The organism is Gluconobacter sp. OJA (genome assembly GCF_039638325.1).
Taxonomy (GTDB): domain Bacteria; phylum Pseudomonadota; class Alphaproteobacteria; order Acetobacterales; family Acetobacteraceae; genus Gluconobacter; species Gluconobacter cerinus.
On the sequence record NZ_JBDIWI010000003.1, the window covers coordinates 15,452 to 32,424 of the forward strand.

At 53.8% G+C, this 16,973-nt stretch carries 16 protein-coding genes and 1 pseudogene; 10 read left to right on the forward strand and 7 right to left on the reverse strand.

Annotated elements, in window-relative coordinates:
- Positions 1–21 precede the first annotated feature (21 nt).
- Complete coding sequence (locus ABDK75_RS14045) at positions 22–609, reverse strand: cytochrome b (RefSeq protein ID WP_062020879.1); 588 nt, start codon at positions 607–609, stop codon at positions 22–24.
- 194 nt (positions 610–803) lie between these two features.
- On the opposite strand from ABDK75_RS14045, the gene ABDK75_RS14050 reads away from it, so the two are divergent.
- The 3 genes and pseudogenes from ABDK75_RS14050 to ABDK75_RS14060 all read left to right on the forward strand — a co-directional run bounded on the left by ABDK75_RS14050 (position 804) and on the right by ABDK75_RS14060 (position 2,894).
- A complete protein-coding gene (locus ABDK75_RS14050) occupies positions 804–1,499 on the forward strand; it encodes a VIT family protein (RefSeq protein WP_062020882.1) in 696 nt (231 codons plus the stop codon).
- Between the two features lie 55 nt (positions 1,500–1,554).
- Positions 1,555–1,779, forward strand: a complete 225-nt coding sequence (locus ABDK75_RS14055) for a hypothetical protein (protein WP_169925651.1) — start codon at positions 1,555–1,557, stop codon at positions 1,777–1,779.
- Positions 1,780–1,811: 32 nt separating this feature from the next.
- Positions 1,812–2,894, forward strand: a pseudogene (locus ABDK75_RS14060) (IS5 family transposase).
- Between the two features lie 178 nt (positions 2,895–3,072).
- Here ABDK75_RS14060 and ABDK75_RS14065 read toward each other — a convergent pair.
- The gene (locus tag ABDK75_RS14065; protein ID WP_062020752.1) at positions 3,073–4,083 is read right to left on the reverse strand and encodes a sulfite exporter TauE/SafE family protein; all 1,011 of its coding nucleotides are present in this window, start codon (positions 4,081–4,083) and stop codon (positions 3,073–3,075) included.
- A gap of 318 nt (positions 4,084–4,401) precedes the next feature.
- On the opposite strand from ABDK75_RS14065, the gene ABDK75_RS14070 reads away from it, so the two are divergent.
- The 3 genes from ABDK75_RS14070 to ABDK75_RS14080 are packed head-to-tail and all read left to right on the forward strand — an operon-like array spanning position 4,402 to position 9,743.
- Entirely contained in the window at positions 4,402–7,623 is a 3,222-nt protein-coding gene (locus ABDK75_RS14070) for an efflux RND transporter permease subunit (RefSeq protein ID WP_346006200.1), read from the forward strand.
- Between the two features lie 16 nt (positions 7,624–7,639).
- Positions 7,640–8,341 (forward strand): response regulator transcription factor, encoded by a 702-nt coding sequence (locus ABDK75_RS14075; protein WP_228124472.1) that lies wholly within the window; start codon positions 7,640–7,642, stop codon positions 8,339–8,341.
- Between the two features lie 4 nt (positions 8,342–8,345).
- Positions 8,346–9,743, forward strand: coding sequence for a HAMP domain-containing sensor histidine kinase (locus ABDK75_RS14080; protein WP_346006201.1), 1,398 nt, complete (start codon positions 8,346–8,348; stop codon positions 9,741–9,743).
- A 259-nt stretch (positions 9,744–10,002) separates the two neighbouring features.
- Here the strand turns inward: ABDK75_RS14080 and ABDK75_RS14085 are convergent, their stop codons facing one another.
- The 5 genes from ABDK75_RS14085 to ABDK75_RS14105 all read right to left on the reverse strand — a co-directional run bounded on the left by ABDK75_RS14085 (position 10,003) and on the right by ABDK75_RS14105 (position 14,233).
- Positions 10,003–11,085, reverse strand: coding sequence for an IS5 family transposase (locus ABDK75_RS14085; RefSeq protein ID WP_346006202.1), 1,083 nt, complete (start codon positions 11,083–11,085; stop codon positions 10,003–10,005).
- Between the two features lie 166 nt (positions 11,086–11,251).
- Complete coding sequence (locus ABDK75_RS14090; RefSeq protein ID WP_346006203.1) at positions 11,252–12,370, reverse strand: L-dopachrome tautomerase-related protein; 1,119 nt, start codon at positions 12,368–12,370, stop codon at positions 11,252–11,254.
- A gap of 13 nt (positions 12,371–12,383) precedes the next feature.
- On the reverse strand, positions 12,384–12,818 hold the full coding sequence (locus ABDK75_RS14095) for a cupin domain-containing protein (RefSeq protein WP_064273110.1): 435 nt from the start codon (positions 12,816–12,818) through the stop codon (positions 12,384–12,386).
- The gene (locus ABDK75_RS14100; RefSeq protein WP_346006204.1) at positions 12,815–13,201 is read right to left on the reverse strand and encodes a nuclear transport factor 2 family protein; all 387 of its coding nucleotides are present in this window, start codon (positions 13,199–13,201) and stop codon (positions 12,815–12,817) included. Before ABDK75_RS14100 ends, ABDK75_RS14095 begins: the two co-directional genes overlap by 4 nt.
- A gap of 12 nt (positions 13,202–13,213) precedes the next feature.
- The gene (locus tag ABDK75_RS14105) at positions 13,214–14,233 is read right to left on the reverse strand and encodes a zinc-binding alcohol dehydrogenase family protein (RefSeq protein WP_346006205.1); all 1,020 of its coding nucleotides are present in this window, start codon (positions 14,231–14,233) and stop codon (positions 13,214–13,216) included.
- A gap of 100 nt (positions 14,234–14,333) precedes the next feature.
- Between ABDK75_RS14105 and ABDK75_RS14110 the strand changes: the two genes are divergently transcribed.
- From ABDK75_RS14110 to ABDK75_RS14125, 4 genes are all read left to right on the forward strand, one after another.
- Positions 14,334–14,735: a helix-turn-helix domain-containing protein gene (locus tag ABDK75_RS14110; RefSeq protein ID WP_346006206.1), complete on the forward strand. Its 402-nt coding sequence runs from the start codon at positions 14,334–14,336 to the stop codon at positions 14,733–14,735.
- A gap of 152 nt (positions 14,736–14,887) precedes the next feature.
- The gene (locus tag ABDK75_RS14115) at positions 14,888–15,241 is read left to right on the forward strand and encodes a metalloregulator ArsR/SmtB family transcription factor (protein WP_346006207.1); all 354 of its coding nucleotides are present in this window, start codon (positions 14,888–14,890) and stop codon (positions 15,239–15,241) included.
- The gene (gene arsC / locus ABDK75_RS14120; RefSeq protein WP_346006208.1) at positions 15,238–15,660 is read left to right on the forward strand and encodes an arsenate reductase (glutaredoxin); all 423 of its coding nucleotides are present in this window, start codon (positions 15,238–15,240) and stop codon (positions 15,658–15,660) included. Before ABDK75_RS14115 ends, arsC begins: the two co-directional genes overlap by 4 nt.
- Positions 15,660–16,955 (forward strand): arsenic transporter, encoded by a 1,296-nt coding sequence (locus ABDK75_RS14125; RefSeq protein WP_346006209.1) that lies wholly within the window; start codon positions 15,660–15,662, stop codon positions 16,953–16,955. Before arsC ends, ABDK75_RS14125 begins: the two co-directional genes overlap by 1 nt.
- Positions 16,956–16,973: the final 18 nt, after the last annotated feature.

The window sequence follows — 16,973 nt, forward strand, 5'->3', positions numbered from 1 at the left end:
GCTCAGGAAGAAAGCGCGCCCTTACGGATTTTGAGTGAACAGAGGATTGGCGCCTTGATCTCCACGCAGCATCATACGGCCTAAAACCCTGTCTTTCAGAATGACCTGATGGAAAATCGCCGCCATGCCATGGCCTGAGGCGATCGCGACAATCAACCATGCGTTCCAGTGATGGATGGTTTGAATCCCATGAAGAAAAGGCGCGGAGAAACGGGTAAAAGGTGAGGGCATCAGAAGGCCGAAAAAACTCATGGTCTGCCCCGCCCCCCATCGCCAGAGATAGCCAAGTACGATCTCAGCCAGAAGCAGCACATAGAGTGTATATTCCACGCCCATAGCAAAGAAACGATCGAGCGGCCTCAGAAGGTATGACAACTGACGACCTTTCGTCAGGCGCCAGGCAATGCGGAACCCCATGATGGCCGTCAACAGGATGCCCGCTGTCAGATGCGCAACGACCATCAGATGATGAACCGGTTTTGCAGGCCAGCCCCAGCTTTCGCCAAGGACGAACTGAAACAGTACCAGAAAGGCGGTTGCCCAGTGAAGGGCAACCGTCGGCCTGTCATAGCGCTGGGTATACGTGATATCCGGCATCGCGTCAGGCATGCACCTTCTCTCAGATAACAGTGAAGAAACTGTAGTTTATATCACACCAAACCTGACGGGAACCTGAACAAACAGGAATGATAAATAATAAATTCGATTGAAAATAACTCGCAATATTATAATTAATTATTTGTTGTCATGCGGAAATTGAAAGACTATTCCTGATAACATTCAGATTTCCAACGGATAATCTTATGTCGCGACTTCATCCTCTCGCTGAACGTCATGCTGTCGAGAAACTTGGCTGGCTGCGCGCCGCCGTCCTCGGCGCCAATGATGGAACACTCTCCACTGGAAGCCTGATTGTTGGTGTCGCCAGTTCTCACGCGACGCGCGGCAGTATCCTCATCGCAGGATTATCCGCGCTGGTGGCGGGTGCCCTCTCCATGGCGGCCGGGGAGTATGTTTCGGTCAGTTCCCAGCGGGATTCAGAACAGGCCGATATCGCCCGTGAGAAACAGGAACTGGCTACGGACTGGGACGGAGAAGTGACTGAGCTGGCGGGGATCTATCAGCAGCGTGGGCTGGATGCAGATCTCTCCCACACGGTGGCCGTCGCCCTCATGCAGCATGATGCCCTTGGCGCTCACGCCCGGGATGAACTGGGACTTTCAGAGGCCACAGCGGCCAGGCCCATCCAGGCGGCATTTGCTTCGGCTTCTGCCTTTTCTTCAGGGGCGGTGCTGCCCGTTCTGGCGGCTGTTCTGGCTCCCGTTTCGTGGGTGTCCTGGAGCGTCTCGCTGACGTCCGTCGTGGTTCTCGTCATTCTGGGCATTGTTGGTGCAGTCGCCGGTGGCGCAACTCCCTTGCGGCCGGCGCTGCGCGTAACATTCTGGGGTATTGTGGCGATGATCGTCACCGGCGGGATCGGACATCTGTTCGGCGTGTGACGCAGAAAGAGGCGTCGAGCGAAATCTGTTGGAGGGATCGCAGAACCGTTAATTGATGTTCCTTGGTTTTGATTTTGGGCTTTTAGCGATTGGATTGAGGGTTCTTTGGGTCGCTTTTGATCTGCGCTTTGAACAGACCGGGGAGTATCGCCACTTGCGATGGCTACGTGCTCGCGCTGATCCGTTCCAGGAAGAGGAAGCGGCGGATATTGTAGACGATATTGGCCAGCCCGATCTGGAGGGTTCGAAAAACCTTCTGGATTTGAGACTCTCTGTGTGATTCCATCACTCCTGCATTGATTGACGGAATGGATGATGAAGCAGTCTGGTTTCTTTGATGTTGAAGAGCGGCTTGCTCGGCTGAGCGGGCTTGGCGATCAGCTTGAGGCATTTTCCCGGACAGTGGATTTTGAGGTGTTCCGCCCTGATCTGGAGAAGGCTCTGGCCTATTCAGATGGGAGCGAAGGTGGACGACCGCCGTTTGATCCCGTGTTGATGTTCAAGATTCTGGTGATCCAGACGCTGAACAATCTGTCCGACGAGCGAACGGAATATTTGATCAACGACCGCCTGTCCTTCATGCGTTTCCTCGGTTTGGGACTGTCGGACCGGGTACCTGATGCCAAAACGGTCTGGCTGTTCCGTGAGCGTCTGGCCCAGGCGGGAGCTATTGAAAGACTGTTTGACCGGTTTGATGCCACTCTGCGGACCGCCGGTTATCTGCCAATGTCCGGCCAGATCCTGGATGCGACATTGGTAACCGCCCCAAAGCAGCGCAATACGAACGCTGAGAAAGCTGACCTCCGGGCAGGGCGTATTCCTGAAGATTGGCAGGACAAACCCGCAAAGCTGTCGCATAAGGACCGTCATGCGCGCTGGACACTGAAGTTTACCAAAGCGAAGCGGCAGGATGACGGGACGATCCCAGCCACGGACCTCGCCATTCCGTTCTTTGGCTACAAGTCCCATGTTTCCATCGACCGGAAGTTCCGGTTCATCCGGAAATGGAAGACAACGGATGCTGCTGCCAGTGATGGTGCCAGACTGCGCGAGGGCCTTCTGGATAAAACCAATACGGCCTCAAGCGTCTGGGCTGATACAGCGTATCGCTCGAAAGCCAATGAGGACTTCATGGACAAGCAGGGCTTTGTCTCGAAGGTTCACAGGAAAAAGTCGCATCTCTAACCTATGCCCCGGCATATCCAGAAATCGAATGCTGGAAAGTCGGTGGTCCGATCTCGTGTCGAGCATGTCTTTGCCGATCAGAAATCGCAAATGGGTCTGTTCGTCCGAACTGTCGGTATCACCCGGGCCACCATGAGGATCGGCCTTGCCAATATCGTCTATAATATGCGCCGCTTCCTCTTCCTCGAAAGATTGAACGCGAGCGCGTAGTCCTCCCACTGGCGATGGACCGTGATCTGCTCAAAACGCAGAGCGAAAGTCACCCCGGAAACCCTCAATCAAAGCGCCAAAAAACTAAAATCATCAGACAAGCGCATCAACAAACAGTTCTTCGATCCCTCCAGGTCTCCGACAGTCTTCTTCTCAGCCGTCTGCCTCGCCGCAACCATCATGTTCTGGTTATGAGTCCTGAACCTAATGATGGAATGCGTTTAGCTATATAAATTCCGCGATCCAGAGAAATATGGAGTATCGTATCCATGTCCTGGATTTTAGGATTTTCTATGCAGGTAACACCTCTACACAGAACGCTATGGCGTAGTTCTACTTCAGTCAGGTTTTCCACCTCCACAGACAATTTGTGCTGACGCCAATTTGCAGCGAGTTCGACGGCCTTTTCTGTATGATTGAAGTAAAGAACAATACGATCTTGAACAAGGATCTGTCGCCCAGCCAGAGCAACCATCGCAACGCCAGCTACCACCGCAGCACCACGACCAATCTGTCGAAAAAGATAATCCGGGATATGATGCAAATATAGCCTCATTCCCCATGACGATGCGAGCGCCGCAATAGCGACGACAACTCCGGTTTTTATTGTCGCTTGATCAATCAGTCCATACAACGCGTAGAGAACAACTTTAAATATATGAAGAAGAATGTCATTGGCTGCGCGCGTTGCAACTATCTCCTCTTTGCGCAGGCCCAATCGATAATAAAAACCATTAAAAATTAAACCAACAGCTCCTGTAAAACCCGAAATAAAACCTGCTAACGCGCCAATAAGCGGTAACCAAACTGAATTGCTGGTTTTTGAAGAGATTCCAGATTTTTTGCGGGGCCGCAACATAAGAGGGAGATTACTTAACAAAAACAGACCCAGCAGCAGGTCAAGATAGGCAGGCTGAAACTGCTTCAACAGGAGAATGCCTGCCCATGCAGCAGGGAGGGCCATTGGGACATACAAAAAGACAACTTGCCAACGGATTACTTTAAAAAAAAGAGCCATACGAGAAGCAGAACTTACAGCCGTCCCAATTGATAGCGCTGCTGGAACGTGATCAGCAGGGAGAAGCAATCCAAGCAAAGGCATAACGATCAAACCGGCTCCGCCACCAGAGACCGCACTCAGCGAGAATGCAGCACTGGCCACGACAAAAAGCGCAACAAATCCGAGCATTACCCGAAGCCTCCACTGCTTCAACGTACATAACTTGGCATCGCCATTGTTCCTGAGGTCCGGTACTCAGATTTGTATGACAGTCTTTTCCTGAGGCTTCATTCCAAAACCGCGCATCCCAGACACTCATTGGAACGGAAGGATCATTCCGCTCTCGGTCAGCACTATACTATAACGCCTATCGTAAAAAATATCTGATTCTATTAACAATTCCCAATCTTACACACCTTGTCTTGCGTACTAAATTGAATTCCGACAAATTGAGTTCAGCAGTTCCGCATCGTGAATTTCTTTATGCAGAGTTGAAATACTTTTTAAATGACGGATTGGTTTATATCCAGACCTGTTGCAACAGTTTTGATGACTGTATCGCTTTGTCTGTTTGGCCTCATGGGCTACATTTCTCTCCCAGTATCTGATCTTCCTAACATTGATTTTCCGGTCATTCGGGTGCAGGCATTTCAGCCGGGCGGGACACCTGAACAGATCGCAAGCTCCATTGCGGAACCTCTTGAACGTCATCTTGGCACCATTGCCGGCCTTCAGGAAATGACCTCTCAGTCCAGTGCCGGCATGCTGAGTATTACGCTTCAGTTCGAACTTTCCCGTGATATCAATGGGGCAGCCCGGGATGTTGCAGCCGCAATACAGGCTGCTCGCGTCGATCTTCCAACAACTCTGCGCCAGAATCCGACCTACTCTAAAGCAAATCCAAATGACCCGCCTGCCCTGATCCTTGCACTGACTTCCGACAGGCGCACAATGCCTGATCTTTACGATCAAGCCACCAACAAACTTTTGCCACGACTGGCCCAGATTCACGGCGTCGGGCTTGTACAAATCAGCGGAAGCGCATTACCGGCCACACGCGTCGAAATTAATCCTTTGATGTTATACAAATATGGGCTTGGCTTCGAGGACGTGCGCGCGGCGCTCGCTTCCGCTAATGCTCACACCCCAAAAGGCTTCATAGAGACATCCAAACTGCGCCTCCAGATTGCGACCAACGATCAGGTGCACAAAGCTGCCGATTATCAGGACCTCGTCATCGCCTGGCGCAACGGACGCCCTATTCATCTGGTCGATGTTGCCACAATAATCGACAGTGTGGAGGATGTGCGTAACGCTGGTTACTATAATGGCAAGCCTGCAATTGTCGCGCAGGTCTATATGCAGGCTGGCGCGAATTCGGTTGCTGCAATTGATCAATTCACCCGTGAATACCCCACTCTTCAAAACACACTGGCATCGGGAACTCACCTTGCGGTGGTGATGGATCGCTCAAGTGTCATTCGAGCGTCGCTTGCCGATACCCGAATGACGCTCGGCCTCTCCTTAGGCCTCGTTATCCTGATCGCTCTCATCTTCCTAGGCTCCCCACGCATCGTCGTTATCCCTGCCATCGTGATTCCTGTTTCTCTCCTGGGAACGCTCGGCTTTCTGTGGCTTCTCGGATACGGCCTTGACAACATGTCCCTTATGGCCCTGACGATCTCGACCGGCTTCGTCGTGGACGATGCAATCGTCGTGCTTGAAAACATTACCCGTCATGCTGAGGCTGGCCTTTCACCACTAAACGCCGCGCGGCGCGGCGCACGCGAGGTGCGATTTACGATCGTCTCAATTACAGCCTCTCTGATCATCGTGTTCCTGCCTATCTTGCTCATGGGTGGATTGACTGGCCGGCTGTTCCACGAATTTGCCGTTACCGTTACTCTAAGTCTTTGTATCTCTGCGGCCCTGTCTCTCAGCCTCACCCCGATGCTTTGCGCACGCCTTGGAACACAAACCGCAAATAACACATTCACACATTTTGTGGACGTTTGGCATGACCATATATTGAGAGTTTATGCACGTAGTCTGACAATCGCCATGCGTTATCCGACCCTCGTTCTGCTCTCTCTTCCCCTTTCCCTCGGCCTCACATGGACGCTTTATCAAAACCTTCCCAAGGGTCTGTTTCCGGACGAAGATACCGGGATGCTTTTAGGGCGCGTCATGGGAGACGAAACCATCTCGTTTCAGGCCATGGAGCGAGACATGGCAACAGTTCAAAAGCAGCTCCTTCAGGATCCTGACGTAGCCGACGTCGCCGGTTTCCTTGGTGGCCGGGGATCGTCCAATCAGGGAAATATTTTCATTCGCCTCACTGATAAGAACACCCGTCCAGATACATTGGCCACAACAATCAGTCGATTGAGCCAGCGGACGCACAGTTTGAAAGATGCACGGTTCTTTGCGTTGCAACGCGGCGCCATACGAATTGGGGCACGCCCGAGCAATGCCGCTTATCAATACAGTTTACAGGGCAGTGATCCGCAGGAGCTCTATCGTTACACACAGCGCCTTGTAACCCTTCTCAGCCAAGAGAAAACTTTGATGGACGTTTCATCAGACGTCCTGTTAGGCGGAAACAGTATGGACATTCACTTAGACCGTGACACAGCCGCCCGTGTACAGACTACCCCGCAGTTAGTTAGTAATGTCCTTTATGATGCGTACGGGCAGCGCGCAGCGTCCGTCATCTATAATGCCTTGAACCAGTATCGCGTGGTCATGGAGGTCTCTCCGCGTTTCTGGCAATCTCCGCAGTCACTCGATCAGGATTGGATCAGCATTGCTGGCGGGACAGCCAAAGGGGCATCCCAATCAAATCTTATCCGGGCCAGACAGGCGAATACGGCGGCAACGAGCACCGATACCAGCACACAGAGTATTACCAATCAGCTTGCAAACAGTCTTGCGGGGGGAAGCTCAGCATCGTCGGGGTCTGCTGTCTCGACATCCCAAGAAACGATGATCCCCCTTTCTGTCGTTGCAAGCCGTCACCCAAATGCCACAGCACTCACTGTCAATCATGAAGGCCAATCTATTGCAGCGACAATTTCGTTTAACCTAGCTCCAGGCATTTCTTTGAGTCAGGCGATGACCGCTGTTGACCGTATCGTCGCGCAAACCCGCCTCCCCTCTTCTCTCAGGGGGGCGTATGCAGGCAATGCTGCACAAATGCGCAATTCTTCTCATAACAATATTTTATTGATCGGCTGCGCCGTTCTCGGAATCTATATTATTTTGGGAATACTTTATGAAAGCATGATCCATCCAGTAACTGTCTTGTCAACGCTCCCCTCAGCAGGCGTGGGTGCAATGGTCGGGCTATGGGCATTCGGGGAAGAGTTTTCGCTCATGGCAATGATCGGCCTTCTGCTTTTGGTCGGTATTGTTAAAAAAAATGCCATCATGCTCATTGATTTCGCGATTTCTGCTCAGAAATCTGGCCACATTCCTGCAGACGCGATCCAAGAAGCGTGCATGCTCCGTTTTCGTCCCATCATGATGACAACATTTGCCGCGGCATTCGGTGCGCTGCCTTTAATGTTTGGCCACGGTTATGGAGCCGAACTCCGCCTTCCGTTGGGCATTACAATTCTCGGCGGCCTTGCCGTCAGCCAGGCGCTGACCCTTTATACGACGCCAGTCTTATATTGTGCCCTTGATCGGTTGGCTCGTACCGTAAAACACCAGATTTCAAGTTTGTAGAACGATCAGGCAGGATATGATGAACGAGCCTCTTTCACACTCCCAAAGTAATATTCTCCTTGTCGAAGATGATCTGGATACAGCCAGGTACATTGAAAGTGGGTTGGCTGCACCTTTCACTGCAATTAATATCATTGCAGATGGTTTACAGGGAAGAAACGCCGCCATATCAGGCACGTGGGACTGTATTATCCTCGACCGACGCCTCCCAAGCCTTGATGGTCTTACCATCCTGAGAGATCTGCGTGCTATTGGCATTACCACGCCAGTCTTGTTCCTGACCACAATGGATGGAATTCATGAGCGCGTTACCGGACTGAGAAGCGGCGCCGACGATTATCTTGTAAAACCCTTTTCCCTCCAGGAACTCTCTGCTCGTGTGGAAAATCTCCTCAGAAGAGCTCAACAATCCTACGATCAGACCCGTCTGGTTTTTGCCGATCTTGAAATCGATCTTCTGACACGTGAAGTCCGGCGCGGCGGAGAAAAGCTTTACATGCAGGCCCAGGAGCTCAAGCTTCTGGAATATTTCATGCGACATCCGCACGTAACATTGTCACGAAAAATGTTGCTACAGGCTGTTTGGGACATCGATTTCCCGCTTCATACCAATCTGGTAGATACCCATGTCAGTCGCTTACGGGAACGATTGGGGCGCGACGCTCCGCCACTTATCCAAACGCTCAAGGGACAAGGCTATATGTTGAAAAGCACATAATGGCATGTCAGCTTCTCATCACAGCTCCCCGCTCCGTCTCCCGGTTTTGCGCAGCTCATCCTTTCGGATCATCGCCATGTTCGCGGGGTGTTTTCTCCTTACAGGCATGACAGTAACGGCATTCTCCGGTTATCACAGCCAACGCCTGCTCTCACAGCAGACCATGCGCATTGTTGCAAATGAACGCGACGAAGCTCTGTCCGAAGCACAGGGCCAGACTGTCATCCATCTCCAACCCACGCTCAGGGAAATGGTCCAGAACGAACCTGGATTTTACTATCTGCTGCAGGATGCCCAGGAACAGGTCGTCATCGGAAATATGTTTCATCTACGCCCCATCGCGGGCTGGAGATGGCTCTCATGGACGCATCGGACGCATCCCCCTGACCATCATCCTGTCATCGGTTACGGAACCACACTCAATGACGGCGGTTACCTCTTCGTCGGTATTGACGCGACGCCTATCCAGTCCCTCCGCCGCGATCTCTGGCTGACACTCGCCTGGAGCGCGATAGTGTTCCTCGTAATCGGACTTGGCGGGGGATTTGTCCTCAGTCGGATTGTGCTCGGCAGAATTGAAGTCATCAGCATGACGGCCCGCAAAATCATGCGAGGCGATATTTCCCAACGGCTTGCCCTGAATGGAACAGGAGACGAATTCGATCATCTCGCCCATAGCCTCAACGCCATGCTCGACAGAAACGAAACACTGATCGCCAGTGTCCGGCAGATCAGTGACGACATCGCACATGATATGCGACGACCTCTGGCACGGCTGGGCCAGAATCTCGACAAGGCCCAGACCGCAACGACCCATGACATCCAGAGCACCGCGCTCACACAGGCGCAGGACAATCTGCAGGACGCACTGGAAATTTTCTCGTCTCTTTTAAGACTTGCACAACTTGAAGCAGGAGACCGTATTCCCGATAGTCAGACATTGGTCGTTGCAGATCTTTTCAACACGCTCGCTGACCTCTATCAGCCCGTCGCACAGGAACAAGGGCAGACGCTGACAATTATTAGCCCCGCCCTAAACCTGACACTTGACGGCAACCGCATCCTCTTAACGCAGACACTGTCTAATCTCATCGAAAACGCCATCAACCATTGTTCATCGGGGACGGTTATTTCCCTGTCAGCTCACATGGAAAACAACAGGGTCATCATGGCCGTTTCAGATAATGGTCCCGGTATTCCAGCCGAAGAACATGAGCGCGTTTTCGAAAAGATGGTCCGGCTCGACACCAGCCGAACCGTGCCCGGTACCGGATTAGGACTCAGCCTGGTCCGGGCAATCGTGCACCTGCATGGAGGTTCAATCCGTCTCGTTGATAATAAGCCCGGCCTCCGCTGCGAGATCGTTTTTCTGAAAACGTCGATGAGTGTATTTACGCCATGAGGTAAGATTTCTCAGAGATACTAAATTTTGTCTTTTAGAATATTCCTTCCGGCCTCAGTAGATACATGCAAGGATCGGGAATCCTAATCTCTTATAATTTGGACAACTACAGGTTTTAGATAAATTTGGAGGGATCGAAGAACCGTTAATTGATACGCTTGGCTGATGATTTCAGGCTTTTGGCGATTTGATTGACTACTTTTGGGTTCGTTTTCGGTCTGCGTTTTGAGCAGATCGGGGACTGCTCCACGCTGGATTGCTATGCATTCGCGCTGATCCGCTCCAGGAGGAGGAAGCGGCGCATATTGTAGACGATATTGGCCAGGCCGATCCGCATGGTGGCCCGGGTGATACCGACAGTTCGGACGAACAGACCCATTTGCGATTTCTGATCGGCAAAGACGTGCTCAACACGGGATCGGATCACGGACTTTCCGGCATTCGATTTCTGGATATGCCGAGGCATAGGTTTGAGATGCGGCTTCTTCCTGTGAACCTTTGAGACAAAACCCTGCTTTTCCATGAAGTCTTCATTGGCTTTGGAGCGATAGGCGGTATCCGCCCAGACGCCTGAGGCCGTATTGGTTTTATCCAGCAGCCCTTCTCTCAATCGCGCGCCATCATTGGCGGCGGCATCCGTCGTCTTCCATTTCCGGATGAACCGAAACTTCCGGTCGATGGAAATGTGGGATTTGTATCCAAAGAACGGGATGGCGAGATCACTCGACGGCATGGTTCCATCATCCTGCCGCTTCGCTTTCGTGAACTTCAGCGTCCAGCGCGCATGGCGATCCTTGTGGGACAATTTGGATGGCTTGTCCTGCCAGTCTTCAGGAATACGTCCTGCCCGGAGATCCACTTTCTCAGCGTTGGTATTGCGCTGCTTCGGAGCCGCTACCAATGTCGCATCCAGGATCTGGCCTGACATCGGCAGATAACCGGCGTTTCGCAGAGTTGCATCAAACCGGTCAAACAGTCTTTCAATGGCTCTCGCCTGTGTCAGGCGTTCACGGAACAGCCAGACTGTTTTGGCATCAGGCACCCGATCTGAAAGTCCCAGACCAAGAAAGCGCATAAAGGAGAGGCGGTCGTTGATCAGATATTCCGTCCGTTCATCAGACAGGTTGTTCAACGTCTGGATCACCAGGATCTTGAACATCAACACCGGATCGAACGGCGGTCGTCCGCCTTTGCTTCCATCTGAATAGGCCAGAGACTTCTCCAGATCAGGACGGAACACCTCAAAATCCACAGTCCGGGAAAATGCCTCGAGCTGATCACCAAGCCCGCTCAGCCGAGCAAGCCGCTCTTCAACATCAAAGAAACCAGACTGCTTCATCATCCATTCCGTCAATCAATGCAGGAGTGATGGAATCACACAGAGAGTCTCAAAACCAGAGGGTTTTTCGAACCCTCCAGGTGACGATGTCCGCCAAAGCACAGCGACTTCGCGAGTACCTTTGCACGAGAGAAAACATCCCGCAGGCGATTATCATGGCGTTTGATGGTCATCGAAGATCGATAGATACCAGCAAAAACGGATGTATGATGCGGAATTGTCCCTGATGTAACATCGAAAGACGATCCAGTTGCGCGACGGGCAGCCAGAGACGACCGTCCGGAGCAAGGCAAGGTGCATCCGCCCAGTGCAGACGTGAATCAGAGAGCAGTCTCTTGATCTGCCCGGAAACGTCCCTTCGATAGACACCGTCATCCTTCAGATTGGTGAAGTAAAGGTTTCCTGCAGTATCCATGGCGCTGCCCCCAATTGGAGGTAAATCTGCCCATGGCTGAACAGCCGCAGACAGATCAGTTGATGACACATCAGGATCATCAAGCAGTGCTGTCGGGATGCGGGACCACGGCCCTTCAAGCGGCCCGAAATACAACCATTTCCCGTCCGGACTCACTTCAAGCGGATCGACATTCACCAGAAGCGGCTGATGCGGACCGTTCTCCACGACGTGCCCATCCATGACAATCGGTCGATCGCTTCGTGCGCGTGTGGATGCGTCATTGTCCAGCACGCGGCGTGCCTGACCTGTTTTGATATCAAGAACAATCAGCGCTGCCTTGCCCGCATCCGTCAGATAGGCATGCATCCCGTTGAAACGGATATCGTCGATATAGCTCCCTCCCTGCACGATCTCTGGCCCCAGAGGATAGATCCGCAGCACATGACCTGTTGCCGGATCAATGCGGACCAGTTTGGCTCCTCCAGATACGGGGACACCTCCAAAAGACGGAGTTCCAGTATCAACAACCCAGAGCGTGCCGTCAGGAGCAACGTGGAGGGCATTGACGCTAACAAACCGATGTGTCGCATTCCGTCCGGGTTTCCAGCCATTCCAGTCAGCATCCGGAAACGGCTCTATCTCTTTGCTTTTCGTCAGAAGACCCACGGCCGGTCCGGAAAACCCGGTCCAGCGAGGGCCTGAGACAAACACATGACCGCCAGCAAGCGCTACGGCGTTCCAGTCTATTGCGTTAGTAGTCGCCTCAATCCTGATGGTCTGAGCACGGGCAGGATCAGGATACCCGCATACCCCAACGAAACCCGTGAAAACGGCAATGGCGATCCTGCGCAGGCCTCTTTTTGTGAAAGCATGCGGCTGATTCTGTTTCATGACTCCCATGCCGTCAGATCCCTGCGATAAAACCGGACGGCGTACCGTCGGCAGGATCCACGAACACCACGTCATCTGGCGCCCGTCGCGGCGTGTCGATGGCAAGGAAAACAACTGGATGGCTCAGAATGCGGGGTACGGCATGCACGGCCCGACGGGGGAACACCAGAAGATGGCCGGGGGCAAACGGCGCCTCCTCCTTGGGATCATCTATCCAGAATGTGCCTGTCCCGGACAGGACATGCAGCACTTCATCGCACTGGGTATGATAATGCGGCGGCACATCCCGATAGATCCGGAAAACCCGGATACTGGCTTCCGGCTTGTCGGTCAGATAGGTGTCCAGCAGCATTGTGTCTGCCGTTTCCGGGAACGCCGCCGCAATTTTATTGAGATCGAAGCGACCTCCCGTCCGGTTCAGGGTCATCAGATGCTCTTCGTCATTCATAACACCTGTTCTCCACTTTCAAGAAGTTTCTGTATGGCGGCAGTATCGGCGACCTGATGCAGTGCCGTGATCTCTCCGTTTTCCACGGTCCAGAGATGCGCGAAGGCAATATCGCCTGACTGCCCACGCGCTGTTCGCACGCGATAGACACCTGTTGTCGCGACACTTTTTCCTTCGGCTGTGACGCTGTGTGGAAGTGTCACGTAATCCGAAAAATGTTTCATGATTCTGGTAAAAAACTGCTCTTCCACAGCTTTTCGTCCAATATACTGCCCTCCTTCAGGAAAGGTCGGAAGAACACTCCAGACAATTCCGTCAGAAAGTAGTGTTGTATCACCAGTTTTGTACCATGTTTCCACGAGCGTTTTAGCTGCTTCAGTCATGATCTTCTCCGTTCAGACAGGGAAACCACCAAGCACGATCTTACCTTTGGCCTGACCGCCCTCGATCAGCGCATGAGCTTTCCGCAGATTGGCGGCGGTGATGAGCCCGAGATTTTTGCCGAGCGTCGTGCGAAGACGACCTTCATCTACGAGCCGCGACACATTGTTCAGGAGCGTCCCCTGCGCGCCGATGTCTGCCGTTCCGAACAGTGAACGGGTGAACATCAGCTCCCAGTGCAGGGACAGGCTTTTCTTTTTGAGAGGGACGGCATTGAGATCAGCCGGATCATCAATCAGACCGAAATGTCCCTGGGGCGCAAGAAGTTCGATGATTTCTGACAGATGTTGATCCGTCTGCGTCGTGGAAAAGACAAAGCCGGGAGCACCCGTGGGAAGAGTAGCAACCTGTGCGGCCAGAGGCTTGCTGTGATCGATCACGTAATCTGCCCCGAGAGATATGACCCACTCCTGCGTTTCGGGGCGCGAAGCTGTGGCAATGACTGTGATGTCGGTCAGGACTTTAGCTAGCTGGATCGCTATGGAACTGACTCCGCCAGCGCCCCCGATGATCAGAATGGACGGGGTCACTCCTGGGACAGGTCGGCTAATATCCAGACGATCGAAAAGCATCTCCCAGGCCGTGATTGCTGTCAGTGGTAAGGCTGCGGCTTCGGCCCAGTTCAGGGAGCGGGGTTTGCGACCAACAATCCGTTCATCCACCAGATGAAACTGGGCGTTGGTCCCAGGGCGATTGATCGCACCTGCATAAAAAACCTCATCGCCAACAGAGAAATTCGTCACGTCCGGTCCGGTTCCGACGACAATGCCTGCGGCATCCCAGCCCAGAACACGCCACTGACCCGCGTCCGGTGTTGCGCTGCTGCGGACTTTCGTATCAACCGGATTGACCGACACCGCCCTGATTTCCACCAGAATATCCCGCCCCGTGGGGACAGGCTTTGGAAGATCGATGTCCTGAAGAGAGGCCGGATTTTCGATGGGAAGCGGCGTCTGATAACCGATGGCTCGCATGATGTCTGCTCCTCTATTGAATGAGGAGAAGAGTGAACACTATGATGTTTTCAGACAAGAACGCACTTTTAACACCCATAGTGTCGGAAATGATACCGTTATGACCCGCATCCGCCATAAGTCGCTTGATTGCAGTCCCGGCTGCGCTGTCGAAGCAACGCTTCAGCTCATCGACGGAAAATGGAAAGGCGTGATCCTCTATCACCTGCTTCAGGGGACTTTACGCTTCAACGCCATCCGCAAGCGCCTGCCCAATATCACTCAGAGAATGCTGACGACCCAGCTTCGCGAGCTGGAGCGTGACGGGTTCGTGTTACGGACGGTTTATCCGGAAGTTCCGCCAAAGGTGGAATACAGCCTCACCCCGCGTGGGCAGACCCTCAAGCCTGTCATCATGGCTCTTAAGGCCTGGGGCGATGAGCACACAGAGTTCAGGCATGGTCCTGAGATATGCGCAGATCAGGACAGCATACTCTCTCCTGCCGCAAATGGGATTGAATGATTGCTGAGAAGTCATTTGGCTAATGGCGGGAATGGGGGGGTAAGCGGAATGTCTGGTCTGAGCGGAAAAATTGAGGAAGCCGACAGTCGTGATCTCCGTTTCCTCACATAGGATAGCTTGACTTACGACAATATATCCACAAACAAGGATATATGGATACAGAATCCGCCCTCGCTGCTCTGAGCGCCCTGTCGCAGTCCACGCGACTGGAGATCTTCCGCCTGCTGGTGCGCCACGAACCGGACGGACTACCCGCCGGAGATGTCGCCCGTCATCTCGATGTCCCGCAAAACACGATCTCGGCCCATCTCGCCACCCTGACACGGGCCGGTCTGCTGACTTCGCAGCGATACAGTCGCCTGATCGTCTATCGTGCCTGTCTTCCTCGCCTGCGCGACCTGATGCTCTTCCTCGTGAGGGACTGCTGTGCAGGCAGCCCCGAACTCTGTGCGCCCCTGATTGCGAACCTGTCCTCCTGCTGTCCTTGCCCGGAATCCTGCACATGACCATCACAATCTTTCATAACCCGGCCTGTGGTACGTCGCGCAATGTGCTCGAACTGATTCGCAACAGCGGCGAGGAGCCTCGGGTCATCGAATATCTGAAAACACCGCCGAGCCGGGCCGAATTGGTCGATCTAATCGCTCGTATGGGCGTTCCGGTGCGCTCGCTCCTGCGGGAAAAGGGCACGCCCTTTCACGAACTCGGCCTCGATAATCCGGCCCTGACCGATGACGACCTGATCGACGCCATGATGGCGCATCCAATCCTGATCAACCGGCCCATCGTCGTCACCCCACTGGGTGCGGCGCTCTGCCGTCCATCCGAGACAGTTCTGAACATCCTTCCCAACCCGCAGCAGGGCGCTTTCGTCAAAGAGGACGGCGAGAAGATCGTCGTTCAATCCGGCAAGCAGATCTCCTGATGCTGGCGCTTCTGATTTTCGTTGCCACACTGGTTTTTGTCATCTGGCAACCTCGGGGGCTGGGCATTGGCTGGAGCGCCATGACAGGTGCCGCCGTGGCTTTGGCAGTCGGGGTGATCCACTGGTACGACATTCCTGTCGTCTGGCACATCGTCTGGGACGCGACCTTCACCTTTATCGCGCTGATCGTTATCTCGCTGTTGCTGGACGAGGCCGGTTTCTTTCATTGGGCCGCTCTGCACGTCGTGCGCTGGGGCAAAGGGCGGGGCCGGACGCTATTCCCGCTGATCGTGGTGCTGGGAGCGGCCATTGCAGCGGTTTTCGCCAATGACGGCGCGGCCTTGCTGCTCACGCCCATTGTCATCGCTATCCTCACTCAACTCCGCCTGAGCCATACCGCATCTCTGGCCTTCATCATTGCAACCGGCTTCGTCGCAGACACCACAAGCCTGCCGCTAGTCATCTCCAATCTGGTGAACATCGTCAGCGCCAATTTCTTCGGCATTGCGTTTGATCGCTATGCCGCGATCATGGTCCCTATCGATCTGGTGGCGCTGGGCGCGACGCTGGCTGTGCTTTGGCTGTGGTACCGGCGGCAGGTGCCTGCGACCTATCCCGTCGCCGAACTGCCAGCACCCGCTACGGCAATTCGTGACCACCATGTATTCCGGGCGGCATTTCCGCTGCTGGTCCTCGTTCTGGCGGCCTATTTCCTGACAGCGCCGTTTCATATCCCTGTCTGTGTCGTGGCTTGCCTGGCGGCCGGAATCCTGTTGCTCGTCGCCGGATATGGACGGGTCATCCCTGTTCGCAAGGTGCTGATGGGCGCACCATGGCAGATCGTGATCTTCTCGCTGGGCATGTATCTGGTGGTCTATGGCCTGCGCAATGCTGGCCTGACCGACTACCTTGCAACCGCACTGGTCTGGCTCGGCCATCAGGGGACATTCACCGCCACGATCGGCACCGGCTTTATCGCGGCTCTTCTGTCCTCGGTCATGAACAACATGCCCAGTGTGCTGATCGGAGCATTGGCGATCCAGCAGGCTCACGACATCACGCCGCTGACACGCGACCTGATGATCTATGCCAACGTCATCGGCTGCGACCTCGGGCCAAAATTCACGCCGATTGGTAGTCTCGCAACACTGCTGTGGCTGCATGTGCTGGCGTCAAAGAACCATCGGGTCACATGGGGTCAGTATGTGAAAGTCGGGCTGGCGATCACGCCGCCCGTCCTGCTGGTCACACTCGCGGCGCTGGCTCTGTGGCTGCCTTGGATCAGCCACCCGTAAGTGCGAAGGGATCAATAT

Bases quoted from the DNA above. Each gene is read 5' to 3' on its own strand.
- ABDK75_RS14055 (WP_169925651.1), top strand. From the start codon at position 1,555: ATGTTCCTTGGTTTTGATTTTGGGCTTTTAGCGATTGGATTGAGGGTT.
- ABDK75_RS14075 (WP_228124472.1), top strand. From the start codon at position 7,640: ATGATGAACGAGCCTCTTTCACACTCCCAAAGTAATATTCTCCTTGTC.
- ABDK75_RS14110 (WP_346006206.1), top strand. From the start codon at position 14,334: ATGACCCGCATCCGCCATAAGTCGCTTGATTGCAGTCCCGGCTGCGCT.
- ABDK75_RS14045 (WP_062020879.1), bottom strand. From the start codon at position 609: ATGCCTGACGCGATGCCGGATATCACGTATACCCAGCGCTATGACAGG.
- ABDK75_RS14095 (WP_064273110.1), bottom strand. From the start codon at position 12,818: ATGAATGACGAAGAGCATCTGATGACCCTGAACCGGACGGGAGGTCGC.
- ABDK75_RS14105 (WP_346006205.1), bottom strand. From the start codon at position 14,233: ATGCGAGCCATCGGTTATCAGACGCCGCTTCCCATCGAAAATCCGGCC.
- arsC (WP_346006208.1), top strand. From the start codon at position 15,238: ATGACCATCACAATCTTTCATAACCCGGCCTGTGGTACGTCGCGCAAT.
- ABDK75_RS14125 (WP_346006209.1), top strand. From the start codon at position 15,660: ATGCTGGCGCTTCTGATTTTCGTTGCCACACTGGTTTTTGTCATCTGG.
- ABDK75_RS14090 (WP_346006203.1), bottom strand. From the start codon at position 12,370: ATGAAACAGAATCAGCCGCATGCTTTCACAAAAAGAGGCCTGCGCAGG.
- ABDK75_RS14070 (WP_346006200.1), top strand. From the start codon at position 4,402: ATGACGGATTGGTTTATATCCAGACCTGTTGCAACAGTTTTGATGACT.
- ABDK75_RS14050 (WP_062020882.1), top strand. From the start codon at position 804: ATGTCGCGACTTCATCCTCTCGCTGAACGTCATGCTGTCGAGAAACTT.
- ABDK75_RS14115 (WP_346006207.1), top strand. From the start codon at position 14,888: ATGGATACAGAATCCGCCCTCGCTGCTCTGAGCGCCCTGTCGCAGTCC.
- ABDK75_RS14100 (WP_346006204.1), bottom strand. From the start codon at position 13,201: ATGACTGAAGCAGCTAAAACGCTCGTGGAAACATGGTACAAAACTGGT.
- ABDK75_RS14065 (WP_062020752.1), bottom strand. From the start codon at position 4,083: ATGCTCGGATTTGTTGCGCTTTTTGTCGTGGCCAGTGCTGCATTCTCG.
- ABDK75_RS14080 (WP_346006201.1), top strand. From the start codon at position 8,346: ATGTCAGCTTCTCATCACAGCTCCCCGCTCCGTCTCCCGGTTTTGCGC.
- ABDK75_RS14085 (WP_346006202.1), bottom strand. From the start codon at position 11,085: ATGATGAAGCAGTCTGGTTTCTTTGATGTTGAAGAGCGGCTTGCTCGG.